Raw genomic sequence first — 24,983 nt, 5'->3', positions numbered from 1 at the left:
GTAAGTGCGGCCTTGGCCCGCATTAGCGGTGCTGCCCCCCCCCAGCACCGCTAATGCGGGCCACGGCCGCTCCTGTGACCAGAAACCTGCAGAGCCCGCTCTTGAAATCGTGTCCTGGTCAGGAGGCCGGGGGAGCGCCCACCAGGAGTGCCGCCAGCGCCATGCTTTCGAGCAGCGGCCGGGCCGTTTTAGGCGCGATCTTGCGTCCGTGGTTCCGCACCGAGTGCGGCGTGGAGTTGATCAGGCCGAACGTAGCGTGGGCCCGCATACGCAGTTCGACGGCGTCGGTGCCCGGATGCAGCAGCGCCAGGACCTCCACCCAAATCTCGACGTAGTTCCGCTGCAGTGCCCGTACCTCGGACTGGTCCTTCTGGCTGAGGTTGCTGAAATCCCGGTCCTGCACCCGGATCACGTCGGGCTTGCCCAGGGCAAACTCCACTTGGAACCCCACCAGCCTACGGAGCGCTGCGAGGGGGTCCGTGGTCTCGGCAATGACGCGCCGGCCGCCGTCGAGCAGCTCGCGGCTGACGGTAAGCAGCAGGTCTCCCAACACCGCCTGCTTGCCCTGGAAGTGGCGATAGACGGCCGGGCCGCTGACACCCGCTGCGGCGCCCAGGTCTTCCAGCGATACCCGGTTGAATCCGTGCAGGGCGAAGAGCCCCGCGGCGGCGGCAAGCAGCGCCTGGCGGCGGTTCTCCTTCGCCTGGCTGCGGGGCGTTCCGGGAGCTGCGTGGGCTGCCGCGGCCGCGGGTGTTCCTGGAGCTGCCGGCGTCGCCGAAGCGGCCTGCGCTGCCGAAACGGATCGTGTTGCCGAGTTCGGATGCTCAGACTGGGCCGGTGCGGACGGCTTGACCGGTCGGGTGGTGGGCACGCTTTTCCTCCTAGGAACAGCAGATTCTAGCAATGTCCTGTTGTGTTGGACATCACAGTTAATAAAGACTAACCTGAATTCCAGTTATAAAGCATTAACCGAGCTGGCTTTTGCGGCTCCGCCGGAGCCTTGGTGGCTTTCAATAGATGACGAACGGATGCAGTCGATGGAGACTCTCGCCAGCCGGCTTGATGCCGCAAGTGAAGCGTTTGCTGCAAACAACGCTGCCCAGCTCGCACTGGCCGCCGAGCTCCGGACCAGGCTGGCTGAGGCCTCGTTGGGCGGGCCGGAGAAGTCGCGGGAACGCCATGTGGGGCGCGGGAAGCTGCTGCCCCGGGAGCGCATTGACCGGCTGCTGGATGATGGCAGCCCGTTCCTGGAGATCGCGCCGCTGGCAGCCAACGGCATGTACAACAACGACTCGCCGGGAGCCGGGGTTATTGCCGGCATCGGCCTGGTCCACGGCCGCCAGGTGCTGGTGATCTCCAACGACGCCACCGTCAAGGGCGGCACGTACTACCCGATGACCGTGAAGAAGCACCTCCGCGCCCAGGAGATAGCGCTGGAGAACCGGCTGCCGTGCATCTATCTGGTGGATTCGGGCGGGGCGTTCCTCCCGAAGCAGGACGAAGTCTTTCCTGACAAGGAGCATTTCGGCCGGATCTTCTTCAACCAGGCGAAGATGTCTGCCGCGAAGATCCCGCAGATCGCATCGGTGATGGGCTCCTGCACGGCAGGCGGCGCGTACGTTCCGGCGATGAGCGATGAGACGGTGATCGTGCGGAACCAGGGCACTATCTTCCTGGGCGGTCCGCCGCTGGTGAAGGCTGCCATCGGGGAGATCGTCACGGCGGAGGAACTGGGCGGCGGTGACGTGCACTCGAAAATCTCCGGCGTCACCGACCACCTGGCGGAGAACGATGAGCATGCCCTGCAGATCGTCCGGGACATCGTCTCCACCCTGCCGAGGCCGGCTGCCCCTGCCTGGGATGTGAACACCGTCGTCGAGCCCCTCGCGGATCCGGCGGAGTTGTACGGCGCCGTCCCCACGGACGTCAACGAGCAGTACGACGTCCACGAGGTCATTGCCCGGCTGGTGGACGGCAGCAGGTTCCACGAGTTCAAGAAGGAGTACGGCACCACCCTGGTCACAGGTTTTGCCAGCCTGCACGGGCACCCGGTGGGGATCGTGGCCAACAACGGCGTGCTCTTCAGCGAGTCCTCGCTCAAGGGCGCGCACTTCATCGAACTCTGCGACCAGCGCGGCATTCCGCTTATTTTCCTGCAGAACATTTCCGGGTTCATGGTGGGCAGGGATTCCGAGCAGGGTGGCATTGCCAAAAACGGCGCCAAGATGGTCACCGCCGTCGCCACCGCCCGGGTGCCCAAGCTGACCGTCGTCATCGGCGGGTCCTTCGGCGCCGGCAACTACTCCATGTGCGGGCGGGCGTACTCGCCGCGCTTCCTGTGGATGTGGCCGGCAAGCCGCATCTCGGTGATGGGAGGGAACCAAGCCTCCGGCGTTCTCGCAACCGTCAAGCGTGACCAGTACGAGGCCCGTGGCGAGGAATGGTCCGCCGAGGACGAGGAAGCCTTCAAGGCCCCGATCAAACAGCAATACGAGGACCAGGGCAGCCCGTACTATTCCACCGCCCGCCTCTGGGACGACGGCGTGATCGATCCCGCGGATACCCGCACCGTCCTGGGACTGGCGCTCGACGTCGTCTCCCGCACCCCCCTGCCGGAGACCTCCTTCGGCCTTTTCCGGATGTGAGCCAGCCATGACCGTTTCCATGCCCGCCGTTCCTTCCGCAATCCGGCAGAAGCCGCTGTTCAGCACCGTGCTCGTCGCCAACCGCGGGGAGATCGCCTGCCGCGTCATCCGCACACTGCGTGCCCTGGGCATCCGCTCCGTAGCCGTCTACAGCGACGCCGACGCCGGGGCCCGCCACGTTCGCGAGGCTGACACCGCCGTGCGGATTGGCCCTGCCGCCGCAGGAGAAAGCTACCTGAAGATCGAGGCGATCCTCCAGGCCTGCCGCGACACCGGCGCCGAGGCAGTCCACCCCGGCTACGGCTTCCTCAGCGAGAACGTCGATTTTGCCCGCGCCCTCGAAACCGCCGGCATCACCTTCATCGGCCCCGGCGTTGAGTCACTGAACGTCATGGGCGACAAGATCCGGTCCAAGAACCACGTGGCCGGCTACGGAGTCCCCGTAGTGCCGGGCATCGCCGAACCGGGCATGACTGACGCGCAACTCATGGAGGCCGCGCCCGCCGTCGGGTTCCCGCTGCTCATCAAACCGTCAGCGGGCGGCGGCGGCAAGGGCATGCACATCGTGGAGCGCCACGAGGACCTCGAAGCCACGCTGGCCACCGCCCGCCGCGTCGCCGCGAGCGCCTTCGGCGATGACACCCTTTTCCTTGAACGGCTGGTCCGCACTCCGCGGCACATCGAGGTCCAGGTCCTGGCGGACAACCACGGCAACGTGATCCATCTGGGGGAGCGCGAGTGCTCGCTGCAGCGCCGCCACCAGAAGGTGATTGAGGAAGCGCCGTCGCCGTTGCTGGAGTCATTGCACGACGGCGGGGCCACCCGGGCGCGGATCGGCGAGGCCGCCTGCCAGGCGGCCCGCAGCGTCCACTACAGCGGCGCGGGAACTGTGGAGTTCCTGGTCTCCGACGAGGCCCCGGACGAGTTCTTCTTTATGGAGATGAATACCCGTCTCCAGGTGGAGCACCCGGTGACCGAAATGGTCACCGGAGTGGACCTGGTCGAATGGCAGGTCCGCATCGCCGCCGGTGAGGAACTGACCGTCCGCCAGGCCGACGTCGAACTCAACGGGCACGCCGTCGAAGCCCGCGTCTACGCGGAAATCCCGGAGCGGAACTTCATGCCGTCCACCGGGACCGTGCTCCTGCTGGACGAAATGCCCGATCACGGAGCCGGCATGATCCGGGTGGATTCGGCCCTGCTCGAGGGGCTCGAGATCTCCTCCAGTTACGATCCGATGATCTCCAAAGTCATCGCGTGGGGCCCGGACCGCACCGTTGCCCTGGATACCTTGGACGCGGCACTCGCCGGCTACACAGCCCTTGGCATCGACACGAATGTTGAGTACCTGAGGCTGCTGATCAACGACGACGACGTCCGCGCCGGGCATCTCGACACCGGCCTGATCGAGCGCAAGATGCCGGACTTCGACTTCCGGCGGATTGACGACGCCGAACTGGTCGCGGCCGCCTTGTACGCCGTTGTGAGCGGGGAACAGGACATCACGGGGACGCCCCCCGGTCCGTGGCAGGCCAGCAACGGCTGGCGGATCGGCGCGCCGGCGCCCCGGCGGATCAGCCTGGGAATGCCCGACGGCGGCATCGCAACGGTGAGTGTGACAGGCCGCGTGGTCGGCGGTCCGGTCCAGGTCTGTGTCGGTGCGGGGCCCTGGCGGACAGCTTCGCTGCGGTTGCCGGGCCGCGGGAGCCTGGTCCTTGCCCTGGACGGCGAAGCCACGGAGTATTCCCTGGCCCCGGTGACGTGGGGTTCCGGCAGCCCGGATCCGGAGAACCTGCCCTCAGGAGTTCCCACGGAACTGTTCCTCGGCAACGGCGGCTGGTCCTGCCGGCTGGAGGTGCTGACGCGGGAGTCACGGCTCGTCCGGGTGCTCGCCGCCGTCGAGCGCGAGGAAGGGACCGCGGACCCGGAGGTGCGCTCGCCCATGCCCGGAACGGTGGTATCCGTTGCGGTCAGCAACGGCGACACCGTGGAAGCCGGCCAGGTCCTTCTCGCCGTGGAAGCCATGAAGATGGAACACCAGTTGGTGGCAGAGGTGGCCGGCACGGTCCACATCAGCATCAAGGCCGGTCAGCCGGTCAAAGCGGACCAGGTGCTGGCCACCATCCACCCTTCAACCACCGATTCAGATTCAGATTCACTTCAGGATTCCAACACGGAGTCGAACAAGGATTCCAACAAGGATTCCAACAACACAGGCAAGGGAGCCTAGCCATGGCAGATTTTGAGCTCAGCGAGGAATACCAGGACCTCAGCGACACCGTTCGGGATTTCGCGGACAACGTGGTGGCGCCGGTCTCGGCCAAGCACGATGAGGAGCACAGCTTCCCGTACGAGGTGGTGTCCCAGATGGCGGACATGGGCCTGTTCGGGCTGCCGTTCCCGGAAGAGCACGGTGGGATGGGCGGGGACTACTTCGCTTTGGCACTCGCCCTCGAACAGCTTGGCCGGGTGGACCAGTCCGTGGCCATCACGCTGGAAGCAGGCGTCTCCCTCGGTGCAATGCCGGTGTACCGCTTCGGCACCGAGGCCCAGAAAGAGGAGTGGCTCCCACTGCTGGCCTCGGGCAAGGCGCTCGCCGGCTTCGGACTCACGGAGCCGGAAGCAGGCTCCGACGCCGGCGGGACCAAAACCCACGCCCATCGTGAGAACGGCGACTGGGTGATCAACGGCAACAAGGAATTCATCACCAACTCCGGGACCGACATCACGCGCCTGGTCACGGTCACCGCTGTGACAGGCCAGAAGGAACGCAAGGATGGCAGCCTCAAGAAGCAGATTTCCACCATCCTGGTGCCCACCACCACTCCGGGTTTCAGGGCGGAGAAGGCCTACAACAAAGTGGGCTGGAACGCCTCGGACACGCACCCGCTGACGCTCAAGGACGTCCGGGTGCCGGAAGCGAACCTGCTCGGTGCGGAGGGTCGGGGTTACGCGAATTTCCTTTCCATCCTGGACGAGGGCCGGATCGCCATCGCAGCTTTGGCGACGGGGGCGGCGCAGGGCTGTGTTGATTTGTCGGTGAAGTACGCCAAGGAACGCAGCGCGTTTGGCCATCACATCGGCAAGTACCAGGCCATCTCGTTCAAGATCGCCCGTATGCAGGCCCGCGCCCATACGGCCCGCCTGGCGTACTACGACGCCGCGTCGAGGATGCTGGCGGGGAAGCCGTTCAAGACGCAGGCGGCCATCGCTAAGATGGTCGCAGGCGAGGCGGCCATGGACAACGCGCGGGATGCCACCCAAGTATTCGGCGGCTATGGCTTCATCAACGAATTCACCGTGGCACGCCACTACCGCGACTCCAAGATCCTTGAAGTCGGTGAGGGCACCACGGAAGTCCAGCTGATGCTCATCGCCCGCGAACTCGGACTGTAACCAGCCCGCTGGTCGGGAATGCCACGCGGTGGTCGAACCTGTTACCCGGTGGTCGAGCTGTAAAACGGTGGTCGAGCCTGTCGAGACCCTTGAAAGGACCAACGATGATCAACAAGGTTGTTGCCAGCGCCGAGGAAGCCATTGAGGACATTCCCGACGGCGCGTCGCTCGCGGTGGGAGGGTTCGGCCTCTGCGGAATCCCGGTGGCCTTGATCGATGCCCTGCACCGGCACGGCACCAAGGACCTCGAGACCGTCAGCAACAACTGCGGCGTGGACGACTGGGGGCTGGGCGTCCTGCTCCGTGACGGCAGGATCCGGCGGACCGTCAGTTCCTACGTCGGCGAGAACAAGGAGTTCGCGCGCCAGTACCTGTCCGGTGAGCTTGAGGTGGTCCTCACCCCGCAGGGGACGCTGGCGGAAAAGCTCCGGGCCGGCGGCGCCGGGATCCCCGCTTTCTACACCAAGGCGGGGGTCGGCACGCAGGTGTCCGACGGCGGCCTGCCGCAGAAGTACGACGCCGACGGCGGCATCGCGATTGCCTCTTCCCCCAAGGAAGTGCGGACTTTCAACGGTGTGGACTACGTCCTGGAGGAATCCCTGACACCCGATTTCGGACTGGTCCACGCCTGGAAGGGTGACCGCCACGGCAACCTGGTTTTCCACGCCACCGCCATGAACTTCAACCCGCTCTGCGCCATGGCGGGAAAAATCACCATCGCCGAGGTGGAGGAGCTGGTGGAACCGGGCGACCTGGACCCGGAGCACGTCCACACGCCAGGCATCTTCGTCCAGCGGGTGGTGGTTGTGCCCGCGGGTGAGAAGCGGATCGAAAAGCGGACTGTTGCCCTTGCACATGCCGCCGGAACCGAGAGCGCCACCGAACAGGCAGGAGCGTAGCCATGGAGTCCAACAGCACGCAGGGAGCGCCTCCCCGCCCCGAAGCCGTCCGGCCCGAATACCGGCGTGCCACCGTCGGCCATCCGGAAGGCACCAATCCGGAGGCCAAAGGATGGACGCGCAACGAACTGGCCGCCCGGGTGGCCCGGGAGCTCAGCAACGGGCAGTACGTCAACCTCGGCATCGGCATGCCCACGCTCATTCCCAACTACATCCCGGCAGGCGTCGAGGTGGTGCTCCACTCGGAGAACGGGATCCTGGGCGTGGGACCATACCCCAGCGAGGACGCGGTGGATCCGGACCTCATCAACGCCGGTAAGGAAACCGTCACGGTCAACAAGGGGGCCGCGTTCTTCGACTCCGCCTCGTCGTTCGGGATGATCCGCGGCGGGCATGTGGACGTGGCCGTGCTCGGCGCCATGGAAGTGGCGCAGAACGGCGACCTGGCCAACTGGATGATCCCGGGCAAGATGGTCAAAGGCATGGGCGGGGCCATGGACCTGGTCTTCGGCGCCAAGAAGGTGATCGTGATGATGGAACACGTGGACCGCAACGGCAACCCCAAGATCGTGGAGCACTGCTCGCTGCCGCTGACCGGCAAGGCCTGCGTGGACCGGATCATCACCGACCTCGCCGTGATCGACGTCGTCACCGAAGGCGGGCGGTCCCGGTTGGTTCTCCGCGAACTGGCCCCCAACGTCTCCGTGGAGGATGTGGCGGCGGCCACCGGCGCCGAGCTGTTCGAAGAGGACCAGGAGCTCACCGTATGAGCGGGGCTTCGGCGGGCTCAACCCCCGACGGTCCGGGCGCAACCACCGCCGCCCCCCGCGTCATCGAGCAGCGTGGCCTGTACTTTGACGAACTCGAAGAAGGCGTTGTCTACGCGCACCGGCCCGGCCGCACTGTGACCGAGGCGGACAACGTCCTGTTCACCACGCTCACCATGAACACCCAGGCCCTCCACCTGGATGCCGCCTGGAGCGCAGGGCAGCCGTTTGGCCAACGGCTGGTCAACTCCATGTTCACGCTGTCCACCCTGGTGGGGCAGTCCGTATCGCAACTCACCCAGGGCACCATCATCGCCCAGCTGGGCCTGACGGACGTCTCTTTCCCGCACCCGCTGTACCACGGGGACACGCTCTACACCGAGACGGTGATCACCGGGAAACGGCTCTCGGGTTCGCGTCCCGGCCAGGGGATTGTGACCATGCAGCACACCGGCCGGAACCAGGACGGCACCGTAGTGGCGCTGGCCACACGGAGCTGCCTTATGTGGACCCGGGACGCCCATGTGGCGCAGTCTTCCGGACAACACGTGCAGCCTGCGGGAGCTGAAAAGGGGAGCGTGCCGGGCCCCGAAAAGAGGACAATGTCCATATGACATTTGTGATGGGTCCCGCCCTGCTCTTCTGCCCTGCCGACCGTCCGGAGCGCTTCCCCAAGGCCGCCCAACGCGCCGACGCTGTCATCGTGGATCTCGAGGACGCCGTGGCACCTGCGGACAAGCAGCGGGCGCGCGGCGCCATCCTTGCCCAGTTGGGCGCTGCCGGGGAGGGGCCCGAACTTGATCCCAGCCGCACCATCATCAGGATCAATCCGGCGGGCACCGACGAGTTCGAGAAGGACCTGCACTGCCTGGCCCACACGCCGTACCGCACGGTGATGCTGGCCAAGGCTGAGAGTGCGGCCCAGCTCGAAGCCCTGGCGGACTACCACGTCATCGCCCTGTGCGAGACCGCCGTCGGGGTCCTGAACGCGCCCGCCATCGCGGCGGCCCCCAACGTGGTGGCACTGATGTGGGGCGCCGAGGACCTCCTGGCTTCCCTCAGCGGTACGTCCAGCAGAGCGGACGACGGCGGCTACCGCGCCGTGGCGCTGCATGCCCGGTCCGCGGTGCTGCTCGCCGCCCGGGCTTTCGGGAAAGAAGCCGTGGACGCCGTGTACGTCAACATCCCGGACCTTGACGGGCTGGCTCTGGAGGCCGCTGATGCCGCAGCGTCAGGATTCGGCTCCAAAGCCTGCATCCATCCCACGCAGGCGGCCGTTGTACGGGGCGCCTACGCCCCGTCCGAGGCCGACGTCGCCGCCGCCACAGAACTGCTGGAGGTCGCGGCTGTTGCCGGATCGGGCGTGTTCCAGCACGGCGGCAAAATGATCGACGGCCCCATCCTCAAGCACGCCGAAGCCACCATCCGCCGGGCAGGCATCCGCTCGTAGGGCCACCGGGGGCAGGAATTGCCCGAGCGTCGGATCAGCCTGGACAGGATCACTGCGCCCCGAATCACCAGGGCCGGAATCACCGCCGCCGCCCGCGGGAACCGCCGAGGGACAGTGGCGGGATTGCCTCATAGAGCGGCATCCGGACCCAGCGCTCGCCGGTCTCCCGGAACTCAGCCCTGGTGGCAAAACGGTACAGGTAGCTGTTGACACGCACCCAACGCGGCGGATCGCCGTCGAACGGGTCGGCGCGGAGTAGCCGCAGCGTCCTCTGGTCCGCCTCCAGCAGTTTCGTTAGGAACGCGTAAAACCACACCTCGTGGACGGTGCGCAACGGCAGGAACCACATCAGCCAGTCCAGCCGCAGGTGGTAGGGCGCCCACTGGCGGGGCAGCCGGCGGAGATCTCCGGGTTTGCCCTTAAACCCATATTCGCGCCAGTCTGCTGAGTCCTCAGGTTCTTCGTCCAGGGTGCCCTCCACGACGATCTCGACGCGGTGCTTGGTCACGGTGCCAAACGCGCCGTACGTGTTGACCAGCTGCCAGCGGTTGAAGCTGGCATTCATCAGCTGCCCCTTGGAGAGCAGGTTGCGCACGGGCCAGTAGCTGAGGACTACCAGCAGCATTGTGGCCACCAGGGTGACGGCAAGCCAGTACGGGGGATTGCCGCGGCTGCCTTCCTCAGGATCCCCGTCCAGCGGCAGGAACGGCAATACGGCGTGGGCCACGGGGTCGCTGACCGCGGCGAAGGCCAGCACAATGGCCATCCAGTTAAGCCACGCAAAGTTACCGCTGGCCACCAGCCACAGCTGGGTGAAAATGATGATGCCGGCGGCGGCGCTTGCCAGGGGCTGCGGTGCGAAGAGGAAGAACGGCACCACCAGCTGGGCGAAGTGGTTCCCCAGGACCTCCAGCCGGTGGAAGGGCTTGGGCAGGAGGTGCGCCTGGCGGCTCAAAGGTCCCGGCATGGGCTGCGTTTCGTGGTGGTAGTAGAGGGCCGTCAGGTCACGCCATTCCCGGCCGCCGCGGATCTTGATCATCCCGGCGCCGAACTCCAGCCGGAACACGAGCCAGGCCAGCAGGATCAGGATGGTGCGCGGCGGCTCGGTCTGGTCGGAGCCAAGGAACGCCACCGTGAACCCGGCCTCCAGCAGCAGCATTTCCCAGCCGAAGCCATAAAACGTCTGCCCCACGTTGACGATCGACATGTACAGCAGCCACAGGGCCAGAAATGCGATCAGCGGAATCCACGGCGGCCCGAGCTGGGGGATGCCGGCCACAAGGAGGGCGGAAACTGCCAGCCCAGTGGCGCAGACACCACGCAGCAGCCGGTCCGAATAGCGCCAACGGAACAGCGTGGGCCGCCGGCGCACGCTGAACCCATCCAGATAGTCCGGAACCGGCAACAGGCCACGTTCGCCCAGCAGCGCAGGGAACTGGTTCAGGGAGGACAGGAACGCAACAAAGAACAGTGCCGCCACACCTCGCTGCAGCACCTGCCGGGCGAATCCGTACTCCGGCGCATCGAACCAGGAAACCCAGTCCACGCAGTCCACGTTACGCCCGGCGTCGCCGTCCGCCCACTAGGATCGGATGGTGTTTGCATTGGTGCTCATTGCCGTTGTTGCGGGGGCACTGGCCCAGCGGCTGGCCGGCCTCGGATTCGGCCTTCTCGTCTCTCCCGTCCTGGTAGTGCTGCTCGGACCGTTCGACGGCGTCATGATCATCAACCTGTGCGGCGCAGCCTCATCACTCCTGATCCTTTCCAGGGTCTGGCGGCATGTGGAGTGGAAGCGCTACTTCGGACTGGCGCTCGCCGCCCTGGCAGGGGTATTGCCGGGTGCCTGGTTGGCCAGCAACGTGGCCGAAGCGCCGCTGGAGATCTGCATCGGCATCCTCCTCATCATCGCCCTGCTGGCTTCGCAGCGGCTGACCCGCAGCTCATGGCGTGCCAGTGGCCCCGTTCCCATGGTCTCCCTCGGCTTCACCAGCGGACTGATGAACGCGGCAGCGGGCGTCGGCGGGCCGGCCATCACCGCGTACGCCATTGCCACCCGGTGGGAGCAGAAGAGTTTCGGCGCCACGCTCCAGCCCTATTTCGTGACCACCGGACTGTCTTCCTTGGTGATCAAGTACATACTTTCCGGTGGACATGTTCCCGGCCTGGATGGCTGGCAATGGCTCAGTATCCTGGCCGCCATGGTGGCGGGAATCATCGCGGGCGATCTGCTGTCCGGCAAGGTCAAACCGGCTGCCGTGCGGCGGATCGTTGTGGCCATCGCCTACATCGGAGCCGTGTCCACGCTGGCCAAGGGTTTCATCGAGCTGGCGGCGGGCTGACCGGACCGCGGGCCATGTGCGGGCCCGGGTGCGGGATACTTAACCAATGCAGCCTCGCAGAATCGTCATCCTCGGATCCACCGGTTCCATCGGCACCCAGGCGATTGACGTCGTCGACGGCGCCCCGCACCTTTTTGAGGTAGTGGCGCTCAGCGCCGGCGGAGGGAACCTGCAGCTCCTGGCCAGCCAGGCCGTCCACACCGGTGCCGCCGCTGTGGGCATCGCCGCGGGGAATCCGCGGCAGCTGCGGGACCTGATCTCCGAGGCTGCCCGCCTCGCCGGGCGGCAGGACTACCGACCCGAAATCATCGCCGGCCCGGACGCCTCGGCCCGCATCGCCGCAGTAGAAGCGGACGTGGTACTCAACGGCATTACCGGCTCCATCGGGCTCGCCCCGACCCTCGCCGCCCTGAAGTCAGGTGCAACGCTGGCGCTGGCCAACAAGGAATCGCTGATCGTCGGCGGAGCGCTCGTCAAGGCCGCCGCCCGCGAGGGACAGATCGTGCCGGTGGATTCCGAGCACTCAGCGATAGCGCAATGCCTGCGCTCAGGCTCCGCGGCCGAAGTTGAGAAGCTCATCCTGACAGCGTCCGGGGGGCCTTTCCGCGGCCGGACAAGGGAACAGCTCCACGACGTGGCACCGAAAGAGGCCCTGGCGCACCCCACGTGGGACATGGGCCTGATGGTCACCACCAACTCGGCCACGCTCGTCAACAAGGGCCTTGAGCTCATCGAGGCCCATCTGCTGTTCGACGTGCCGCTGGACCGGATCGACGTTGTGGTCCACCCGCAGTCGGTGGTTCACTCCATGGTCCAGTTCATCGACGGGTCCGTCATCGCCCAGGCGTCCCCGCCGGACATGCGCCTCCCCATTGCCTTAGGGCTGGGCTGGCCGGACAGAGTCCCCAAAGCGGCCTCCCCATGTGACTGGACCAAAGCCACCAGCTGGACGTTCGAACCGCTGGACACCGTCGCTTTCCCGGCCGTGGACCTGGCCAAGGACGCCGCCAAGCAGGGGAGTACTTTTCCCGCCGTCTTTAACGCGGCAAACGAGGAAGCAGTCATGGCGTTCCACTCGGGACGCATCCGCTTCACCGAAATCGTGGACATCATCGATGCTGTCCTCAGCGAACATTCAGGATCCTCCGGGCTGACGCTGGAGTCGGTACTGGATGCTGAAGACTGGGCACGTACGCGCGCCCACGAACGTTTAGCAGTCAGCAGTCTCTAGGAAGCAGCAGATCCACGCATGAGCCCCGTCCTCCTCTTTATCCTCGGCGTCGTCTTTGTGGCGATCGGCATTGCCGCGTCCATTGCGCTGCACGAAGTGGGGCACCTGGTGCCCGCCAAGCTGTTCAAGGTGCGCGTCACCAAGTACATGATCGGCTTCGGCCCCACCCTGTGGTCCAAGCGGAAGGGCGAAACTGAATACGGCGTGAAAGCGATCCCGCTGGGTGGCTACGTGTCCATGATCGGCATGTATCCGCCCAACAAGGACGACGGAACCGTCCGCCCTTCCAGCACCGGCATGTTCCAGACACTGGCCACGGAAGCTCGGTCCATGGCACACGAGGAAGTGGGCCCGGAGGACGCAAACCGAGTGTTCTACCGGCTGCCGGTATGGAAGAAAATCATCGTGATGCTGGGCGGGCCGGCCATGAACCTGCTGATCGGCGTGGTCCTGACCGCCGTCCTGCTGATGGGCTTCGGCATGGCCACAGCCACCACCACCATCGCCGACGTCTCCAAATGCCAGGTGGCGGCCGGCGAGACCGTTGATCCCGATTCCCCGGACTGCCAGCTGACCCCCGCCGCCGCCGCCGGGCTCCTGCCCAACGACGTGGTCACCTCCTTTGACGGGAAAGCTGTCACCGGCTGGGACGAGCTGACCGAATGGATCCGGGCCTCCGCGGGCAGGGAAGTCAGCCTCACTGTGGAGCGCGACGGCGCGCCCGTCACCACCACGGTGACGCCGGTGCTCTCCGCCCGCCCCGTCGTCGGCGTGGACGGACGCCAGGCAAAGGACGACGCCGGCACCCTCCTGTACCAGGACGTCGGCTTCCTGGGCATCGGCGCGCAGACCGAACTGGTTCCCCAGCCGGCGTCGTCCGTCCTGCCCATGGCGGGCGAGAACATCAAGCAAGTGGCCGGCGTCGTCTTCAATCTGCCCGCCCGGGTGGTGGGCGTTGCCAAGGCGGCCTTCAGCGAGGAAGAGCGCGACCCCAACGGCCCCATCAGCGTGGTGGGCGTGGGGCGCGTGGCCGGTGAAGTGGCGGCCATGGAGGAAGTGCCGCTGCAGTCCAGGATTGGGGCACTGGTAGGGCTGCTCGCCGGCTTGAACTTTGCGCTTGCGGTCTTCAATCTGATCCCGCTGCTTCCGCTCGACGGCGGCCATGTGGCCGGAGCGCTGTACGAGGGGGCGCGGCGACGGGTGGCCAAGCTGTTCGGCAAACCGGATCCGGGCGCTTTCGACATCGCCAAACTGCTTCCCGTGACTTACGTGGTGGCCACGTTGCTGATGGGCATGAGTTTGCTGCTGATTTATGCCGACATCGTGAAGCCGGTGAACCTGTTCGGCTGACTCCTGCGGACGTCTGGCTGGACGGATGTCCCGGATCTACCATGAAACTTGGGCACGTTCGCCGTCCAACCGCAGAACACCAGCCGCTGGATCCGGGCAGGGTTGTGGGCGCTGCCTGTCCGTGGCTTGTCACCGCCTGGTCCACGCTGGAGCCGCAGCCGGACCAGGCGAAGGACCCGGAGGCGTGGGCCCGTTTTGTCAGCTCCGATGCGTACCAGTTCAGCCATCTTTTCGGCAGTACCGCAGGCGTCATCCTGGCCGTGTTCGGTTTCTTTGCTTTGGGCTGTTCCATGGCCAACAGCAGGACGGGGCGCCTGGCACTGGCCTCGATGGTCACAGCTGTTGCCGGCACGGCTTTGCTGCTTGTGCCGGCGGTGATTTCCACGTTTGGCAGGCGCCGGTGGGTGGATCGCCTGGAGCGGATCCCGGCAGGCCACGGCACCGCCTGGACCGGATCGGGTGATTCTCGCAAATCAGTCTTTATTGGCTGATATTTAATAATCAGCTATTTTTGATTGATTATGAGTGATCACCTGCGTACGGTTAAGGCATGTACGTACTGACCATCGACCAGCGAGGCAGCACTGCCGACGTCGACCGTGTTCCCGATCTGATCGCCGCACTGCGCAGCCTCACACCGGAGCCCTTCGAACGGTCCGTGGGTGATGAACTCCAGGGTGTGGTGGAACATGCCGAGGACGTAGTGGAGATCGCCTTGTACGCACTCCGGAGCGGGCACTGGTACGTCGGGATCGGGATCGGGGCCGTACAGCTCACCCCGGGCGGAAGCCCCCGGGAAGGTTCCGGGAGCGGCTTTGTGGCAGCGCGAAAGGCCGTGGAACTCGCCAAGGGCTCGGCTGGTCAGGTGCCATTGTCGGTGGTGTCCGGCAGTATTGGCCGTGGACGGGAGATGCCTCCCCACGCCAAGGAAGGAGCCATGACCAGTGCAAATGCCCAGGCGGTGCTTCGCCTGATCGGACGGGTGGTGCAGCAACGCACACCAGCCCAGTGGCGGGTGGTGGACCGGTTGCGCGCGCTCCAGGGCGGCGATGGAAAGCACGGCAGCCAGAAACACGTGGCCCAGGAACTGGGAATCACGGAGCAGTCGGTGAGCCGTGCGGTGCTCCGATCCGGCTGGCAGGAGGAATGGGCCGCCAGGCCTGCCGCGGCCATGCTCCTTGACTACGCCCATTCCCAGATTGAAGGAGACCGGTGAACGCACTCTGGATCGCAGTTGCCCTGTTGGTGGCCGGATTCGCAGGATGGCCTGTGACCGCACTGGTGTTCCGGCTCGCCAGGACCATTGACGACAAAGCGGACGCGGCCACCAAGTCGGACCAGGACGGATCAGCCCAGGACCCTTCAGCCGACGTCACGGTAGACACCGTTTCGGAAGCCCCGCGGGCCGGTACGGATCATCACAAGGGCGGGCAAACCGTCGACGGCGAGCTGACCACGGGTGGCGGCCAGCCGCCGTCGGACGTTCCTCAGGTGGCGCCCGCGCTGCCGGCCCAGCGGATCCTGCGGGGTGGGGCAATCATCGGAGTGCTGGAACGGCTGGGCGTCTGCGTGGCCATCCTGACCGGACAGCCGGTGGCCATTGCCTACATCGTGGCCATCAAAGGCTTGGGCAGGTTCGCCGAATTGAAGGAGACCCCCGTGGCTGCCGAGCGGTTCATCATCGGAACGCTCACGTCCATGCTGTGGGCTGCTGGAACGGCGGCAGTGATCAAGGTGGTGTTCCTGCAGTGAGTCTTGCTGACTGCCCGGATCGGCGACAGCCCACCCCTGGGGATAGGGTGTCTTTATGACTGTTTTTGCCGTTGAGTATGTGTACGCCGCCGATTCCTCCGCCGTCCGTGATGATCACCGCCCCGCGCACCGCGCCTGGCTGGCGGGTCTGGCGGACGAGGGCCAGCTGCTGACCAGCGGACCCTACGGTGACGGGGCAGGCGCCCTGCTGATCTTCAAGGTCCAGGACGAAACCCAGCTGAACGAACTCCTCAAGCAGGACCCGTTCGCCGTCGCCGGCACCATTGCCGGGATCCGGACAACCGAGTGGACTCCCGTGATCGGCCTCCTGGCCGCGCACGCATCCTGATTCCCGGACCTTTTTTACTACCGAAACACCTACCCAAGGAGTCCACGTGACCTCGGTCAGCCTGGGAATGCCGTCAGCACCGCCGCCCGTTCTCGCCCCCCGCCGCAAGACGCGGCAGATCAAGGTGGGTTCCGTCGGGGTCGGTTCGGACTCGCCCATCAGTGTGCAGTCCATGACCACCACGCCCACCACGGACATCAACGCCACCCTGCAGCAGATCGCGGAACTCACCGCCTCCGGTTGCGACATCGTGCGCGTCGCCTGCCCGTCGGCCGATGATGCAGAGGCCCTGCCAATCATCGCTCGCAAGTCCCAGATCCCTGTTATTGCGGACATCCACTTCCAGCCGAAGTACGTCTTCGCGGCGATTGAGGCCGGCTGCGCGGCAGTGCGGGTGAACCCGGGCAATATCCGCAAGTTCGATGACCAGGTCAAGGAAATCGCCCGCGCGGCGAAGGACCACGGGACCTCCATCCGGATCGGCATCAACGCCGGATCGCTGGAGCCCGGCATCCTGAAGAAGTATGGGAAGGCCACCCCCGAGGCACTCGTGGAATCCGCTGTTTGGGAAGCGTCGCTGTTCGAAGAGCACGGTTTCAACGACTTCAAGATCTCGGTCAAGCACAACGACCCGGTCATTATGGTTGCTGCCTACGAGATGCTGGCCGAGCAGGGCGACTGGCCCCTGCACCTGGGCGTCACCGAAGCCGGGCCCGCCTTCCAGGGCACCATCAAGTCCGCCACAGCCTTCGGGGCGCTCCTGGCCAAGGGCATCGGCGACACCATCAGGGTTTCCCTGTCGGCGCCTCCGGTGGAGGAAATCAAGGTGGGCAACCAGATCCTCCAGTCCCTGAACCTGCGTCCGCGCAAACTGGAAATCGTCTCCTGCCCGTCATGCGGCCGCGCCCAGGTGGACGTGTACACCCTTGCCGAACAGGTCACCGCAGGGCTGGAAGGCATGGAAATTCCGCTCCGCGTGGCAGTGATGGGCTGTGTTGTCAACGGACCGGGCGAGGCCCGCGAAGCCGATCTGGGTGTGGCGTCCGGCAATGGCAAGGGGCAGATCTTTGTGAAGGGCCAAGTCATTAAGACTGTGCCTGAGAGCGAGATTGTTGAGACACTGATCGAAGAGGCCATGCGCATAGCTGAAGAGATGGGGGAGGCCGATGGCGAAGATGCTGTCAAGGGTAGCCCCGTGGTTAGCGTCTCATAAGGAGGACGCCGCGCCGGCGGGAATATCCGTCCGGACCCTCGCCGGCGCGGACACCGCTGCCCTGCGGCGCCTAGCGTCGCAGGATCCGGTAGCCAATGTCTTTATCCTGGCGCACCTCCGGGCGGCGGGCTCTGCCGCGCCCACTGCTGGTGGTGCCGGCGTCCTGGGAGTTTTCGACGACGGCATCCTGGTCGGCGCGTGCTGGGCAGGGGCAAACCTGGTCCCGGTCCAGCTTGACCCCGAATTTGCCGGGCTTGTCGCTGCCGCAGCAAGCAATTCCGGCCGCCGTTTCGCCTCCGCCTTTGGCCCCGCAGATGCCGTCCTTGCCCTCCATGCTGAGCTGGCTGAACTGGGGCATGCGGCCCACGAGGTGCGGGATGAACAGCCGCTGATGACGCTGTGCGGGCCGCCGTCGGTGGAGCCGAACGCGGATCTGGGGCTTGGCCGGCTGGCCGATTTTGACCGGATCCTTCCCGCCTGCGCCGCCATGTTCGAAGAGGAAGTGGGCTACTCGCCGTTCCTCGGGGGCAAGGAGTTCTACAGCCGCCGCGTGGAAGGCCTCATCCGGCAAGGCCATTCATTGGCACACGTCAACGACTCCGGCGACGTTGTGTTCAAGGCCGAGCTGGGAGCTGTGACGGCCGACGTCACGCAGATCCAGGGTGTATGGATGAACCCCGGTTACCGCGGACAGGGTCTGAGCGCCGGCTACATGGCTGCCGTGGTGGAGAAGGCACGCACGCTTGCCCCCGTCACAAGCCTGTACGTCAACGGATTCAACCTCCGGGCGCGGTCCACGTACGAGCGCGTGGGCTTCCGCCAGGTTGGCACCTTCGCTACGGTTCTGTTCTAGCCGCCAGGTCGCTGGCCTCAGCGTCGCCGCCTTTCAGGCCACCCGCCGCCGGTTCACCCGTCAGCTTTCAGGTCACCCGTCAAGTAGTGCTGGACGTTCGGAGCCACGAGCCGCACAAGGTCGTCGGGCGAGGCGGACGCGAGCGGTTCCAGCCGCACAACATACCGGACCAGCACCACGCCCACCATCTGCGTAGCCACGAGATTTCCGCGCATGGCCACTTCCGCGGGCGGTCCGGGAACTCCGGCCATGATGCGGCTGAGGATGGTGCGCTGTACCAGTTCCCGCAGCAGCAACGTCTTGGCCTTGGAGCCGATGGTTCCCCTGAGGAAGGCCACCAGGCTGTGCTGGGCCGGGCTCTCCCACAAGCGCAGCACGGCCCGCACGATCGCCTCTGCCCGGTCCTCCGGCGAGTAGCCGTCGACGCCCGCCAGGACCTTCTCCGGGTCGGCCGGCAGTGCCACGCTCAGCGCAAAAAGCTCGTCCTTGCCCTTGAAGAAGTGGTGGACCATGGCGGGGTCCACTCCGGTTTCCCGGGCGATCTGGCGCAGGCTGGTCCCCTCGAAACCGTGTTCGGCGAAAAGCCGCCGGGCTGTGTCCAGGATCTGGTCCCTCGACTCGGTTGCCCCGCCCCGCCGGCCCCGCCGTCCCGGACCAGCCGCGCTGCCTGCGGGACCCGGGGCGTCCGCTGGCTCATGCTGTCCGTTCACGCGGTCCGCCGCCGCAGGGTCAGGGATGCGAGCACCAGGACCGCCAGGACAATGGCCACGATGACTCCGGCATCCATCCACAGCTGGTCTGTGGGCTCGGTGTTGGCGGCGATCTCCTGGAGTGCATCCACCGAAAAAGTCAATGGAAGGACATTCGACACAGCCTCGAGGGCCTCGTTCATCCGTTCGCGGGCCACAAAGAGGCCACAGAGCAGGATCTGCGGGACTACCACCACCGGCATGAACTGCACGGCCTGGAATTCCGTCCGGGCGAAGGCCGAACAAAGCAGCCCCAGCGCGACACCAAGAACCGCATTGATCACGGCAATCATGACCACCAGTCCCGGGCTGCCTTGGATGTCGAGCCCGAAGATCCAGTACGCAACCGCGGTAGCCACCAGCGACTGCAGGGCGGCCATGATGGAAAATGCCAGCCCGTAGCCGAACAGCAGGTCCGCCTTGTGGATGGGAGTGGTCAGCAGCCGTTCCAGGGTCCCCGAGGTGCGTTCGCGCAGCATCGTGATGGACGTAACCAGGAACATAACCACAAACGGGAAGATCGCCAGCATCATCAGGCCAACGCGGTCAAAAGTCCTGGGCACGCCTGGGGGCAGCGTTTCATTCTCGTAGAGAAAGTACACGGCGGTGAGCAGCAGCGCAGGGACCACCAGGATCAGCGCGATGCTGCGGTGGTCGTGCCGGAGCTGGTCCAGGACGCGCCGGGTGGTGGCCAACAGCATCAACAGGTTCATGACCGTACCGTCCCTTCGGGGGAACCGCTGGGCACTTCGGCGGTGTCCTGGATGATGTGCAGGAAAGCCTTCTCCAGATCGGCACTGTGCCCGCGTTGACTCAATTCCGCCGGCGTCAGCTGCGCCAGGAGCTTTCCTTCCCGCAGCAGGAGGAGTGATCCGCAATGGCTGGCTTCCTCCATCACATGGCTGGAAACCAGCAGGGTGGTCCCGGACTCGGCCATGGACCGGAAACGGTCCCACAGGTCAGCCCGGAGCACCGGATCAAGGCCCACGGTTGGCTCATCCAGGACCAGCAGGCTGGGGCGAGCCACCAGGGCACAGGCCAACGACACCCGGCTCAGCTGTCCGCCGGAGAGGTCACCGGTTTTCTGCCTGGCCTGCGGTTCAAGCCCGACGGCGGCGATCGCCTCTGCGGCCTCGGCGCGGCCCTTGCGGTGCATGGCGCCGAAGTAGCGGACATTGGCTTCGACCGTGAGGTCCGGATACACGCTGGGGGACTGGGTCACGTAACCCACCCGGTGTCGCAGGTCAGGGTGCCCGGCGGGCAGCCCAAGCACTTGGACCGAGCCGGACGTGAGCACCTGGACGCCCATGATGGCCCGCATGAGCGTAGTCTTGCCGCTGCCGGACGGGCCCAGCAGCCCGGTGATCTCGCCTGCCTGGATGGCAAAGTCCAAGCCGCGCAGGACGGGAACCTTTCCCCGTGTGACGTGCAGGGTGGTGGCGGCCACAGCGATGCTGGCTTCCGTGACGGCCGGGGCGGTAGCCGCTGAATGGGACATTAATGCCTCCGAATGCTGGGAGTCCGCGTTTGAATTCACCAGGTGATGAATTCAAACTAGACCTGCTAAAGGCGGCCGTCAATTACTTCGAATGGAAAAACCCTTGTGGATGTGTCGGCTATCACATATGTTCGATCTAGCTGCGCTGGAGTGGGTGGGCGGTCTCACCAGTCCTCACCAGTACCTAGGCGTCAACGGCCATGGAGCCACGTCCGCATGTAATGACCAGCCGTTTACGGCCAGGGGCTTTGCATGCCGGGCGTGGCTCTATTGCGTTCCGCCCCCGCGGTCTCTGGCCGGCTCAGGTTCCGCCGCCTGGCGTGCCGTGGATAGCCGGTAGATTAGTACCCAGAAGAATTGCCCGGCTCTGCTTTCCAGCAGCTACTCCCCAGAAACGGATAACCCACCTGTGGTCACAAGAATGTCCAAGCTTTTCCTGCGCACCTTGCGTGAAGATCCCGTCGACGCTGAGGTCGCCAGCCACCGGCTCCTGGTCCGGGCTGGCTACATCCGCCGCGCGGCGCCCGGCATCTACACCTGGCTTCCGCTGGGGCTGAGTGTGCTGCGCAAGGTCGAGGCCGTCGTCCGCGAGGAAATGGACGCCATCGGTGCCCAGGAAGTCCACTTCCCGGCGCTGCTGCCGCGAGAGCCCTACGAGGTCACCAACCGCTGGACCGAATACGGCGAAGGTCTGTTCCGGCTCCAGGACCGTAAGGGTGCCGACTACCTGCTGGCCCCCACGCACGAGGAAATGTTCACGCTTCTGGTCAAGGACCTGTACTCGTCCTACAAGGACCTGCCCCTGAGCCTGTATCAGATCCAGAACAAATACCGCGACGAAGCACGCCCCCGCGCGGGACTGCTGCGCGGCCGCGAGTTCATCATGAAGGATTCCTACTCCTTCGACGTGGACGACGCAGGCCTGGACGCCAGCTACGCCGCCCACCGTGGCGCCTACCTGAAGATCTTTGCGCGCCTGGGCCTGGAAGTCATTCCCGTTGCCGCCACCGCCGGCGCCATGGGTGGGTCCAAGAGCGAAGAGTTCCTGCACCCCACTGAGATCGGCGAAGACACTTTCGTGCGCTCCGCCGGCGGCTATGCAGCCAACGTTGAGGCCGTCACCACCGTTGTTCCGGCCGACATCGACTTCAGCAACGCCCCTGCCGCCGAGGTCCTCGATACCCCGAACACGCCCACCATCGACACGTTGGTTGCCGCGTCCAACGAACTGGCTCCCCGGAGCGAGGCCGACGGCGGCGCCTGGACTGGCGCCGACACCCTCAAGAACGTGGTTCTTGCCGTCACCCTGCCCACCGGTGAGCGCCAGCTTGTGGTCATCGGCCTGCCGGGTGACCGCGGCGTTGACTTGAAGCGCGTCGAAGCCAACATCGGTTCCTTCCTGCCCATAGGCGGCGAGATCACGCTCGAAGCAGCCAACGACGACGACCTCAAGAAGCAGCCCCTCATCGTCAAGGGCTACCTTGGACCCGGCCTGACGCTGGACAAACCCCTGCTGGGCAGCGAAAGCTCAACCAAGCTCCTCTACCTCGTGGATCCCCGCGTTGTCAGCGGCACGGCCTGGATCACCGGAGCCAACGAAGCAGGAAAGCACGTGTTCGGCCTGGTCGCAGGCCGCGACTTCACCTGGGACGGTGTCATCGAGTGCACCGACGTCCGCGAGGGCGACCCCGCCCCGGACGGCTCCGGTCCTCTGGAGACCGCCCGCGGCATCGAGATGGGCCACATCTTCCAGCTGGGCCGCAAGTACGCTGCAGCCCTGGATTTGAAGGTCCTGGACCAGAACGGCAAGCAGGTGGTGGTTACCATGGGCTCCTACGGTGTTGGTGTCACCCGCGCCGTCGCCGCACTGGCCGAATCCAACCACGATGACAAGGGTCTGGTCTGGCCCCGCGCCGTCGCCCCCGCCGATGTCCATGTAGTGGCTGTCGGCCGCGGCGAGGAAATCTTTGCCGCCGCCGAGCAGCTGGCCCTGGAACTCGAGGCCGCCGGCCTGGACGTCATCTACGATGACCGGCTGAAGGTCTCCCCGGGCGTAAAGTTCGGCGACGCGGAACTCGTCGGCGTCCCCACCATCCTGGCCGTCGGCCGCGGCCTGGTGGACGGCGTTGTCGAGATCAAGGACCGCCGCAGCGGCGAAGCGGAGAACGTGGCCGTGGACAAGGCTGTTGACTATGTGGTCACCGCCGTCCACAGCTGACCTGCGGCGGTGATTTCCGGGTTCGAGTCGATCCAGCTCACCACAATTATCCTGATTGTGGTGGCTGGATTTGCTGCCGGCTGGGTGGACGCCGTGGTGGGCGGCGGCGGTCTGCTCCAGCTGCCGGCCATGCTGCTGGTACCCGGGATCACTCCGGTCCAGGCCTTGGCCACCAACAAGATGGGGTCAATTTTCGGCACCACCACGAGTGCGGTGACGTACTACGGGCGGGTGAAACCGGACCTTCGGACGGCCGTGCCCATGGCGGTGATCGCCCTTGCCGGGAGCTTCGCCGGGGCGGTGCTGGCCGCCACCCTGCCGGCGAGTGTCTTCAAGCCGATCATCGTGGTGGCGCTGGTCGTCGTCGCGCTTTTTACGGCGCTGAAGCCCAACGTCGGTGACATCACCGTGCTGCGGCACGATGGCCGCACGCACTACGTGGTGGCATGCATGATCGGGGCAGTGATTGGCTTCTATGACGGCCTGATTGGTCCGGGCGCCGGCTCCTTCCTCATCATCGCGCTCGTCTCGGCGATGGGCTATGCCTTCCTGGAGGCAAGCGCCAAAGCCAAGATCGTGAACATGGCCACCAACGCCGGCGCCCTGCTGTTCTTCCTGCCCCATGGATCAATCCTCTGGGGTGTCGGGCTGCTGCTGGGCCTGGCCAACATGGCCGGCGGCTACCTGGGCGCGCGGACCGCCGTGAAGCAGGGAAGCCGCTTCATCCGCGTTGTATTCCTGCTGGTGGTGGGCGCCCTGATCATCAAACTCGGCGTCGACGTCTGGCAGGAAAACCTAGCCTGACAGGGTAGCCGAAACCCCCGCAGCCGGTATCGCCCGCAGCCCCGGCCGGGCGTACCATGCAGGTATGTCCGCAGGCGGGGAACCCTATTCGGAAGCATTGTCAGCCGCGGCCCGTCGCGCCGCCGAGTGGCTGGCGAGCCTGCCGGACAGGCACGTCGGGCCCGCCCAAAGCGCCCACGATCTCGCGGCCGACTTCGGCGGGCCCCTTCCGCAGCAGGGCATGCCCGCCGCAGCTGTGGTTGAGTACCTGGCGGACAAGGCCGAACCGGGGCTGATGGCGATGCCCTCGGGGCGGGTTTTCGGGTGGGTGATCGGCGGGACGTTGCCTGCCGCCCTGGCCGCGGACTGGCTGGTCAGCGCCTGGGACCAGAACTCCGGCCTGCGCTACGCCACCCCCGCGATAGCAGCCATCGAGGAGGGGGCCGGCCACTGGCTGCTGGACCTTCTCGGCCTACCGGCGGAATCCGACGTCGGCTTCACCACGGGTGCCACCATGGCCAACTTCACCGGGCTGGCTGCTGCCCGGTGGCGGTTGCTGGCCGATGCCGGCTGGGACCTCGACGGCGATGGCCTGGCAGGCGCCCCGCGGATCCGGTGCTTTGTGGGCCAGGAGCGCCACGAGACCATCGACCTGGGACTGCGGTACCTCGGGCTCGGCCGGCCCACGGCGGTCCCCGCAGATGCCCAAGGCAGGCTGCTGGCGGTGGAGCTGGACCGGCTGCTGTCGGAAGGGTCCGGGCCCGCGCTGGTCTGTCTCCAGGCCGGGAACCTGCACTCGGGAGCCTTCGACCCCTTCGACGCCGCCATCGAGGTTGCCCGGCGGCATGGTGCCTGGGTGCACGTGGACGGCGCGTTCGGGCTGTGGGCCGCGGCAGTGCCCGAGTTCGCGGACCTTACCCGCGGCATGGCCCTGGCCGATTCGTGGGGGACCGACGCCCACAAGACCCTCAACATCCCGTATGACTGCGGTATTGCCATCGTCAGGGATTCAGCAGCGCTACGCAGCGCCATGGGACTGCAGCACACCATCTACCTGATCCACGACGTCGAAGGCCCGGGTGACCCGTTCGAAAAAGCGCCGGAGCTGTCCCGCCGCGGCCGCGGCGTGCCGGTGTGGGCCGCCCTCCGCTGCCTGGGCCGGGACGGCGTGGCAGCCCAGGTCCGCGGGCTCGCCGACGCCGCTTTGAAGATCGGCAGCCGCCTGGCCGAGGTGGACGGTGTCGAGGTGCTCAACACCGTGGACTACACCCAGGTTTCGCTCGCCTTCGGGGACGACGCCACCACGCGCGCCGTGACAGCCCAAGTGATAGAGGACGGCAAGGTCTGGATGTCCGGTTCACGCTGGCAGGGCAGGGATGTCCTGCGCGTCTCGGTCAGCAACTGGAGCACTGACGCGGACGACGTCGGCACTGCCGTCGAGGCGGTCAGCTCCGCTTTGGCGGCTGTACGGGCAGCGGGCTGACCGCCCGG

The 24,983-nt window shown here is 66.0% G+C and carries 24 protein-coding genes; 19 read left to right on the top strand and 5 right to left on the bottom strand.

The window, feature by feature from the left end; translation table 11 throughout:
* Nucleotides 1-118: 118 nt before the first annotated feature.
* The gene (locus tag ACVWY0_RS14420) at nucleotides 119-871 is read right to left on the bottom strand and encodes an SACE_7040 family transcriptional regulator (RefSeq protein WP_485837283.1); all 753 of its coding nucleotides are present in this window, start codon (nucleotides 869-871) and stop codon (nucleotides 119-121) included.
* Nucleotides 872-1,037: 166 nt separating this feature from the next.
* On the opposite strand from ACVWY0_RS14420, the gene ACVWY0_RS14415 reads away from it, so the two are divergent.
* From ACVWY0_RS14415 to ACVWY0_RS14385, 7 genes are all read left to right on the top strand, one after another.
* Nucleotides 1,038-2,645, top strand: a complete 1,608-nt coding sequence (locus ACVWY0_RS14415) for a carboxyl transferase domain-containing protein (protein WP_485837282.1) — start codon at nucleotides 1,038-1,040, stop codon at nucleotides 2,643-2,645.
* A gap of 7 nt (nucleotides 2,646-2,652) precedes the next feature.
* On the top strand, nucleotides 2,653-4,875 hold the full coding sequence (locus ACVWY0_RS14410) for an acetyl/propionyl/methylcrotonyl-CoA carboxylase subunit alpha (protein WP_485837281.1): 2,223 nt from the start codon (nucleotides 2,653-2,655) through the stop codon (nucleotides 4,873-4,875).
* Between the two features lie 2 nt (nucleotides 4,876-4,877).
* Nucleotides 4,878-6,041, top strand: a complete 1,164-nt coding sequence (locus ACVWY0_RS14405; protein ID WP_485837280.1) for an acyl-CoA dehydrogenase family protein — start codon at nucleotides 4,878-4,880, stop codon at nucleotides 6,039-6,041.
* 104 nt (nucleotides 6,042-6,145) lie between these two features.
* Nucleotides 6,146-6,940 (top strand): CoA transferase subunit A, encoded by a 795-nt coding sequence (locus ACVWY0_RS14400; RefSeq protein ID WP_485837279.1) that lies wholly within the window; start codon nucleotides 6,146-6,148, stop codon nucleotides 6,938-6,940.
* A 2-nt stretch (nucleotides 6,941-6,942) separates the two neighbouring features.
* Complete coding sequence (locus tag ACVWY0_RS14395; RefSeq protein ID WP_056348326.1) at nucleotides 6,943-7,710, top strand: CoA transferase subunit B; 768 nt, start codon at nucleotides 6,943-6,945, stop codon at nucleotides 7,708-7,710.
* Nucleotides 7,707-8,321, top strand: a complete 615-nt coding sequence (locus ACVWY0_RS14390) for a MaoC family dehydratase (RefSeq protein WP_485837278.1) — start codon at nucleotides 7,707-7,709, stop codon at nucleotides 8,319-8,321. The genes ACVWY0_RS14395 and ACVWY0_RS14390 overlap by 4 nt, the downstream gene beginning before the upstream one ends.
* Nucleotides 8,318-9,157, top strand: a complete 840-nt coding sequence (locus ACVWY0_RS14385) for an HpcH/HpaI aldolase/citrate lyase family protein (RefSeq protein WP_485837277.1) — start codon at nucleotides 8,318-8,320, stop codon at nucleotides 9,155-9,157. Before ACVWY0_RS14390 ends, ACVWY0_RS14385 begins: the two co-directional genes overlap by 4 nt.
* A 79-nt stretch (nucleotides 9,158-9,236) precedes the next feature.
* Here ACVWY0_RS14385 and ACVWY0_RS14380 read toward each other — a convergent pair whose 3' ends face one another.
* Complete coding sequence (locus ACVWY0_RS14380; RefSeq protein ID WP_485837276.1) at nucleotides 9,237-10,703, bottom strand: lipase maturation factor family protein; 1,467 nt, start codon at nucleotides 10,701-10,703, stop codon at nucleotides 9,237-9,239.
* Between the two features lie 46 nt (nucleotides 10,704-10,749).
* On the opposite strand from ACVWY0_RS14380, the gene ACVWY0_RS14375 reads away from it, so the two are divergent.
* Genes ACVWY0_RS14375 through ACVWY0_RS14335 form a run of 9 tightly spaced genes read left to right on the top strand, consistent with a single transcriptional unit; the run spans nucleotide 10,750 to nucleotide 18,244 of the window.
* Entirely contained in the window at nucleotides 10,750-11,496 is a 747-nt protein-coding gene (locus ACVWY0_RS14375) for a TSUP family transporter (RefSeq protein WP_485837275.1), read from the top strand.
* Nucleotides 11,497-11,542: 46 nt separating this feature from the next.
* Nucleotides 11,543-12,727 (top strand): 1-deoxy-D-xylulose-5-phosphate reductoisomerase, encoded by a 1,185-nt coding sequence (dxr, locus tag ACVWY0_RS14370; RefSeq protein WP_485837274.1) that lies wholly within the window; start codon nucleotides 11,543-11,545, stop codon nucleotides 12,725-12,727.
* Nucleotides 12,728-12,745: 18 nt separating this feature from the next.
* Nucleotides 12,746-14,077 carry a M50 family metallopeptidase gene (locus tag ACVWY0_RS14365; protein WP_485837273.1) on the top strand — a complete coding sequence of 444 codons (1,332 nt, stop codon included), beginning with the start codon at nucleotides 12,746-12,748 and terminating at the stop codon, nucleotides 14,075-14,077.
* A gap of 41 nt (nucleotides 14,078-14,118) precedes the next feature.
* Nucleotides 14,119-14,568 carry a hypothetical protein gene (locus tag ACVWY0_RS14360; RefSeq protein ID WP_485837272.1) on the top strand — a complete coding sequence of 150 codons (450 nt, stop codon included), beginning with the start codon at nucleotides 14,119-14,121 and terminating at the stop codon, nucleotides 14,566-14,568.
* A gap of 59 nt (nucleotides 14,569-14,627) precedes the next feature.
* Nucleotides 14,628-15,293: a MarR family transcriptional regulator gene (locus ACVWY0_RS14355; protein ID WP_485837271.1), complete on the top strand. Its 666-nt coding sequence runs from the start codon at nucleotides 14,628-14,630 to the stop codon at nucleotides 15,291-15,293.
* Nucleotides 15,290-15,829 carry a hypothetical protein gene (locus tag ACVWY0_RS14350; RefSeq protein ID WP_485837270.1) on the top strand — a complete coding sequence of 180 codons (540 nt, stop codon included), beginning with the start codon at nucleotides 15,290-15,292 and terminating at the stop codon, nucleotides 15,827-15,829. Before ACVWY0_RS14355 ends, ACVWY0_RS14350 begins: the two co-directional genes overlap by 4 nt.
* A gap of 55 nt (nucleotides 15,830-15,884) precedes the next feature.
* Nucleotides 15,885-16,178 (top strand): YciI family protein, encoded by a 294-nt coding sequence (locus ACVWY0_RS14345; RefSeq protein ID WP_485837269.1) that lies wholly within the window; start codon nucleotides 15,885-15,887, stop codon nucleotides 16,176-16,178.
* A gap of 46 nt (nucleotides 16,179-16,224) precedes the next feature.
* Nucleotides 16,225-17,391, top strand: coding sequence for a flavodoxin-dependent (E)-4-hydroxy-3-methylbut-2-enyl-diphosphate synthase (ispG, locus tag ACVWY0_RS14340; protein WP_104063099.1), 1,167 nt, complete (start codon nucleotides 16,225-16,227; stop codon nucleotides 17,389-17,391).
* Nucleotides 17,354-18,244, top strand: coding sequence for a GNAT family N-acetyltransferase (locus tag ACVWY0_RS14335; protein ID WP_332761415.1), 891 nt, complete (start codon nucleotides 17,354-17,356; stop codon nucleotides 18,242-18,244). The genes ispG and ACVWY0_RS14335 overlap by 38 nt, the downstream gene beginning before the upstream one ends.
* A 53-nt stretch (nucleotides 18,245-18,297) precedes the next feature.
* Here ACVWY0_RS14335 and ACVWY0_RS14330 read toward each other — a convergent pair whose 3' ends face one another.
* The 3 genes from ACVWY0_RS14330 to ACVWY0_RS14320 are packed head-to-tail and all read right to left on the bottom strand — an operon-like array spanning nucleotide 18,298 to nucleotide 20,491.
* The gene (locus ACVWY0_RS14330) at nucleotides 18,298-18,954 is read right to left on the bottom strand and encodes a TetR/AcrR family transcriptional regulator (RefSeq protein ID WP_485837268.1); all 657 of its coding nucleotides are present in this window, start codon (nucleotides 18,952-18,954) and stop codon (nucleotides 18,298-18,300) included.
* The gene (locus tag ACVWY0_RS14325; RefSeq protein WP_056348486.1) at nucleotides 18,951-19,694 is read right to left on the bottom strand and encodes an ABC transporter permease; all 744 of its coding nucleotides are present in this window, start codon (nucleotides 19,692-19,694) and stop codon (nucleotides 18,951-18,953) included. The genes ACVWY0_RS14330 and ACVWY0_RS14325 overlap by 4 nt, the downstream gene beginning before the upstream one ends.
* Before the next feature lie 8 nt (nucleotides 19,695-19,702).
* Nucleotides 19,703-20,491, bottom strand: coding sequence for an ABC transporter ATP-binding protein (locus ACVWY0_RS14320; protein WP_485837267.1), 789 nt, complete (start codon nucleotides 20,489-20,491; stop codon nucleotides 19,703-19,705).
* 409 nt (nucleotides 20,492-20,900) lie between these two features.
* On the opposite strand from ACVWY0_RS14320, the gene ACVWY0_RS14315 reads away from it, so the two are divergent.
* From ACVWY0_RS14315 to ACVWY0_RS14305, 3 genes are all read left to right on the top strand, one after another.
* Nucleotides 20,901-22,709: a proline--tRNA ligase gene (locus ACVWY0_RS14315; RefSeq protein ID WP_485837266.1), complete on the top strand. Its 1,809-nt coding sequence runs from the start codon at nucleotides 20,901-20,903 to the stop codon at nucleotides 22,707-22,709.
* A gap of 9 nt (nucleotides 22,710-22,718) precedes the next feature.
* Nucleotides 22,719-23,513, top strand: a complete 795-nt coding sequence (locus ACVWY0_RS14310) for a sulfite exporter TauE/SafE family protein (RefSeq protein WP_485837265.1) — start codon at nucleotides 22,719-22,721, stop codon at nucleotides 23,511-23,513.
* Nucleotides 23,514-23,577: 64 nt separating this feature from the next.
* The gene (locus ACVWY0_RS14305; RefSeq protein ID WP_485837264.1) at nucleotides 23,578-24,975 is read left to right on the top strand and encodes a pyridoxal phosphate-dependent decarboxylase family protein; all 1,398 of its coding nucleotides are present in this window, start codon (nucleotides 23,578-23,580) and stop codon (nucleotides 24,973-24,975) included.
* Nucleotides 24,976-24,983 lie beyond the last annotated feature (8 nt).

The organism is Arthrobacter sp. UYNi723 (genome assembly GCF_054057635.1).
The sequence above is the reverse complement of the archived record's forward strand: the minus strand, read 5'-3'. Positions and strand labels throughout refer to the sequence as shown.